The organism is Micromonospora maritima, from assembly GCF_902825405.1.
Classification (GTDB): domain Bacteria; phylum Actinomycetota; class Actinomycetes; order Mycobacteriales; family Micromonosporaceae; genus Micromonospora; species Micromonospora maritima.
Map to the genome: position 1 here is coordinate 1 of NZ_CADEAU010000391.1, position 5,020 is coordinate 5,020.

The 5,020-nt window shown below is 75.1% G+C and carries 6 protein-coding genes; all 6 read right to left on the minus strand.

What is annotated here, in order from left to right; genetic code table 11:
- Positions 1-172 precede the first annotated feature (172 nt).
- Positions 173-826 (minus strand): COG4315 family predicted lipoprotein, encoded by a 654-nt coding sequence (locus HUW36_RS25265; protein WP_174530447.1) that lies wholly within the window; start codon positions 824-826, stop codon positions 173-175.
- A gap of 202 nt (positions 827-1,028) precedes the next feature.
- Positions 1,029-1,808, minus strand: a complete 780-nt coding sequence (locus HUW36_RS25270; protein ID WP_174530448.1) for an anti-sigma factor family protein — start codon at positions 1,806-1,808, stop codon at positions 1,029-1,031.
- Positions 1,805-2,506, minus strand: coding sequence for a sigma-70 family RNA polymerase sigma factor (locus HUW36_RS25275; protein ID WP_174530449.1), 702 nt, complete (start codon positions 2,504-2,506; stop codon positions 1,805-1,807). Before HUW36_RS25275 ends, HUW36_RS25270 begins: the two co-directional genes overlap by 4 nt.
- Before the next feature lie 82 nt (positions 2,507-2,588).
- Positions 2,589-3,446, minus strand: a complete 858-nt coding sequence (locus HUW36_RS25280; RefSeq protein WP_174530450.1) for a spermidine synthase — start codon at positions 3,444-3,446, stop codon at positions 2,589-2,591.
- Entirely contained in the window at positions 3,446-4,408 is a 963-nt protein-coding gene (locus tag HUW36_RS25285) for a hypothetical protein (protein WP_174530451.1), read from the minus strand. Before HUW36_RS25285 ends, HUW36_RS25280 begins: the two co-directional genes overlap by 1 nt.
- The coding region (locus HUW36_RS25290; protein ID WP_174530452.1) for an SbcC/MukB-like Walker B domain-containing protein at positions 4,405-5,020 on the minus strand (616 nt) is incomplete at its 5' end. The genes HUW36_RS25285 and HUW36_RS25290, both read right to left, overlap by 4 nt.

Here is a 5,020-nt window from a genome sequence, read left to right on the forward strand (position 1 = left end):
CACCCCGCCACTCTGCCACGCGGCCCGGCCGTGACGGCCGACACCGCCGCGCGGGGCGCGGCGGTGCTCGTGCCGGAAGGCGGGGCGATGCCGGTACGCCCCGCCCTCCGGGTCCACGACGGTGACCGGCCGCGCCCTCCCCGGCGGCGACCGGTCACCGTGTCCTGGTGCGTCAGTACGAGTAGGTCGAGCCGCCGCCCGAGTCGCCGCCGCCGGACGCCGGCGGGGCGACCGGCTTCGGCGTGCCGGTCGGCAGGCAGGTCAGGTTCTTCTTGCCGTTCGGGTCGACCACGAACCAGGTGCCGCCGACGCCCTGGCCCTTCCACTGGCCCGGCTTCTTGTCCCCGATGTAGCGGTAGACCGGCCAGTCCCCGATGGTGATCTGCCGGGTGCCGTCCTGTCGGGTGACCGTGCCGACCTTGTCGTCCGAGACGCCCTGCAGCTGCGGGTTGCCGTCGGTCAGCGCCGGCGGCCACACCTCGGCGCACTTGTCCACGCAGTTGGACTGCGCCGGGTCGGCCGAGTCCTTGTCGAACCGGTACAGCACCCAGCCGTCCTGGTCGGTGACGACCTGGCCCATCCGGGGCAGCTTCTTGCCGACCAGCTCGTCGGTGAGCTTCACGTCGGACGGGGGTGCCTGGTCGGCGGCGGGCGCCTCGGGTGCCGCCGACGCCTCCGGTTCGGCCGCCGCGGTCGGTTCGGCCGCGGCGACGGCCACCGGCTCCGCCGCGCCCGAGTTCGCGCCGTTGTAGCCCGCGGGGGCGCAGGCCGTCAGTGCGACCATCGCGCTCGCGACGATGACGGTCGTCCGCTTGTGGTGTGCCACGTGCCCTCCTCGATTCTGGCAGTTCGTCGGGTAGTACGGGCGGCGGCGCTGTCAAGGTTGAAGTCAAAACGGTGGTCCATTTCACAGTGGACCCGTTGAACCGTTCCGTCCCGGCGCGCGTGCGGCAGCGCGAGGGGACGGAACGGAAACGACGCGACGGCGCCGGGCGGTCAGGCCGCCCGGCGCCGTCGGCGCGGCGCACTCAGAGGTCGGAGACGGTCACCAGCGGGCTCGCCACCCCGTTGACGTCGACCGACTGCACCTGGACCTTCTCGATGTCGCCGAGTGGGGCCGAGGTGGACGCGCTCAGCTGCAACGTGAGCGGGTTCTGGTTGGTGCCGTAGCCGTTGCCCGGCACCGACCAGGTGGACACCACCTCGCTCGTGGCGTTCTTGCGCACCACCACCAGCCGGCAGGTGCGCGGCCCCGGCAGGCGGCCGAGCTGCACCGCGATCTGCGTGCCGTACTCCTTCTTCGCCAGCCACATGGTGGTCTTCACGCCGGTGCCCGGGTCGGTCGCGCGGTGCTCGTCGCCCTCGATCTCCTCGCCGCCGACGCCCGGGGCGTTCGGGTCGGCCGGACCGCTGCTCGGCGCCGAGGTCGGCACGGGCGGCGTCGGCTCGGCCTGCGGCACGGACGGCGAGTCGTCGCCGAGCATCCCGGCCGCGACGCCGCTCAGGCCGCCGAACACCACCACGGCCGCCGCGGTGGCCAGCAACTGCCGCACGCGGGTACGCCGGCGGTCCCGCCGCACCGCCACCAGCGTGCGGTCCAGCAGCGCCGGGTCGGTGTGGGTCTGTTCCAGCGCGGCCATCGCCTCGCCGTCGATGCCGGAGAGCATCCCCACCACCGGAACCATCGTCTCCAGCTCCGCCGCGCAGGCCCAGCAGGTCGCCAGGTGCTCCTCGAACCGCTCCGTGTCCTGCGGGTCCAGCACGCCGAGCGCGTACGCGGCGACGTCCATGTGGTCGGCCCGGCTCATTCCGTCACCCCCCTCTCCTGCAGAGCCGTGCGCAGCGCGCGCAGCGCGTAGTAGACCCGCGACTTCGCGGTGCCGAGCGGAAGGCCCAGCTCCTCGGCCGCCTCGGGCACGGTACGACCCCGGAAGTACGTCGCCACCAGGATCTCCCGGTGGGACTGACTCAGCGTACGCAGCGCGTCCGCCACGGTCATCGTGCGCAGCACCCGGTCGGTGCTGTCCGCCTCCGCGAACGCGGTCAGGTCCCGGTCGTACGTCTCCGCCGGGCGGGCCTGCTCACTGCGGTGCTCGTCGATGGCGATCCGCCGGGCCACCGTCACCAGCCAGGGCCGCAGCGAACCCTGACCACCCTGCACGCCCAGGCGGTGGGCGTTGCGCCAGGCCCGCAGCAGCGTCTCCTGCACGATGTCCTCGGCGCGCTGCCGGTCCCCGCCGGTCAACCGCATCACGAACATCAGCAGCGGTCCGGCGTGCTCCGCGTAGAGCAGCCGGATCAGCTGGTCCGAGTGGCTGGCCTCGGAGGAGGTCGCCTGGTGGCGTCCGGGGGCGGGTCGCGGCGGCACCGGGTCATTCTGGCGATCGGCCGGACGGGCGTCGACCCCCCGTCCCGAGCGCGACGCGCGCGAGTGTGGCTGCGCCCGGGCGAACATCCACTCGGGCCTCGCCATCTCGCCGTGCCAGCCGGCCGCCACCGCATGCATGCAGACCTCCGGTGTCCAATGACATCAGCCGGCCCCCCACGGGCATGGCCGCCCGGTGATACGCAGCGACCCGCCGATCGGATCAACGATCGACGGAAAAAATTCCGGGCGGGGGCGGAGTGGAGTCGACGGCGTCCGCGTCGCGCACCACCGGGACGCCACCGGCGAACCGGTCCAGGTCCGCCCCGGCCACCACCCGGCCGGGGAACCAGTCGCCGGCCGCGCGTCGGGTCAGCTCCGGCACCGGCGGCTCCACCCGGGACGCCACCAGCACCAGGTTGCCGTAGCGCCGGCCGCGCAGCACCGCCGCGTCGGCCACCAGGCAGGCCCGGGGCAGCACGGTACGCACGGTGGCGACCTGCCCGCGGGCGTGCCGCAGCGGCGGGCCGTCGGCGACGTTCGCCAGGTAGCAGCCGTCGGGCGCGAGCACCCGGGCCACCTCGGCGGCGAACTCCACGGAGGTCAGGTGCGCCGGGGTCCGGGCGCCGGCGAACACGTCCGCCACGACCACGTCGTACGCGCCGTCGCGGCTGGACGTCAGCGTGGCGCGGGCGTCCGCCACCCGCACCTTGAGGCGGGGGTCGGACGGCCAGGGCAGGGCGCGGCGGACCAGCTCCACCAACGCGCCGTCCACCTCGGACACCCGCTGCGTCGAGCCGGGCCGGGTGGCCTGCACGTACCGGGGCAGGGTGAGCGCGCCACCGCCCAGGTGCAGCACCCGCAGCGGCGTGCCCGCCGGCGCCACCACGTCGAGCGCGGCGGCCAGCCGCCGGACGTACTCGAACTCCAGGTGGGTCGGGTCGCCCAGGTCCACATGGGACTGCGGCGCGCCGTCCAGCAGCAGCGTCCACGAGCCCGGGCGGTCCCGGTCCGGCACCAGCTCGGCCCGGCCGGTGTCGACGTCGGCCACCACCCGGTCGTCGTCGCGTCGCCGGCCCATCAGCGCCGGATCCCGCGCGCCGCCGCGGTGAGCACGCGGTGCAGCAGCCGGGCGTCGCCGAGCATCCCGCGCAGTCGGCGCTCCAGCCCGGCGATCGGCACCAGGTTCTGCGGGGCGCGCGGGTCCTTGTACGGGGTGGACGCGAACCGGGGCAGGGTGACCAGCGACAGGTCGGCGAGCGCGACCGCCTCCGGGACGGTCAGGTCGGCCGAACACTCCATCCGCACGATGCCCGCCCACGGCGCCCCGGCGGACACCGGCAGTCGCAGGTACCAGGACCAGCCGCCCCACGCCGTACCGAGCCGGAACACCGGGCAGCGCTGGCCCGGCGCCAGCCCGGTCACCACCGCGGTGAGCCGGGCGTCGAGGTACTGGCTGTGCTGGGTCTTGATGTAGCCGAGCGTGCGCGGCAGGTTCCGCCGGCTGCGCAGCGGGCCGTCCACCACCAGCAGGTCGCCGTCGGTGCGGACCGCGTCCGAGACGGCCACCTCCAGCGCGGTGAGCGGGCCCTGCACCGCGGCCGGCAGCTTGCTCAGCTCGCCGGTGCCGGAGACCCGGTGCACCGGGTAGCGGATCGCGCCGGCCACCACGTCCTGCGCCGACGGGCTGGCGGTGAACAGCCCTCGGCCCACCCGGGCGCCGGCCAGCTCGGCGGCGCCCCGGTCCAGGTCGCAGCGGACCACCCCGGCGGCGTACGAGGCGGCGATGCCGGGGAACGAGCCGCCGTCCTCCTCGGCCGTCCAGACGCTGGCGTCGATGCGGCGCACGCCGTCGACGAGCAGCACCACGTCCGGCGCGCGCACGTCCCGGCGGGCGTCGATCGCCCGCCAGTCGGTCGCCGGCAGCTCGACGTCCGCGTCGACCTGGGCGCTGCTCGGCGCGGCCGGACCGGCCCCGCCCGCCGCCTCGAACGACGCGCCGTACGCCGGGTCCCACGTGTCGACGAAGAACTTCGGGGTCACAGGCCGGTCCGCTCGACGCGGGCCGTGCGCGCGTCCTTGCGGACCTCGAAGCGGACCGGGATCCGCTCGGCCAGGGCCGGCACGTGGGTCACCACCCCCACCATCCGGTCGCCCCGGGCGGCCAGGTTCTCCAGCGTGGCCGCCACCGTGTCCAGCGTCGCCGCGTCCAACGTGCCGAAGCCCTCGTCCAGGACGATCGACTCCAGGCTCGCGGCGCTCGTCGACATACCGGCCAGTTGCTCCGACAGCGCCAGCGCCAGGGCCAGCGACGCCTGGAACGTCTCCCCGCCGGACAGTGTCCGCACGCCCCGCCGCAGCCCGGCGTCGTGATGGTCGACCACGAAGAACTCACCCTTGTCGTGGACCAGGTCGTACTGGCCGCCGGACAGCTCCCGCAGGATCCGCGACGCGCCGTCGACCAGCAGGTCCAGCGCCTCGGTGAGCAGCCACCGCTCGAAGTTGTTGGCCCGCAGGTGCCCGGCGAGCGCGCGGGCCACCCGTGCCTGGTGTTCGTGGCCGGCCCGCTGCTCCCGCAGCTCGGCGGCCTGCGCGCGCCGCTCCTCCAGCCGGCGCAGCTCCGCCTCGGCCCGCTCCACCGCCACCGCGACGTCG

What these genes read in the sequence shown, in the direction of transcription:
- HUW36_RS25270 (WP_174530448.1), bottom strand. Translation starts at nt 1,808, where the DNA reads ATGAGCCGGGCCGACCACATGGACGTCGCCGCGTACGCGCTCGGCGTG.
- HUW36_RS25275 (WP_174530449.1), bottom strand. Translation starts at nt 2,506, where the DNA reads ATGCATGCGGTGGCGGCCGGCTGGCACGGCGAGATGGCGAGGCCCGAG.
- HUW36_RS25280 (WP_174530450.1), bottom strand. Translation starts at nt 3,446, where the DNA reads ATGGGCCGGCGACGCGACGACGACCGGGTGGTGGCCGACGTCGACACC.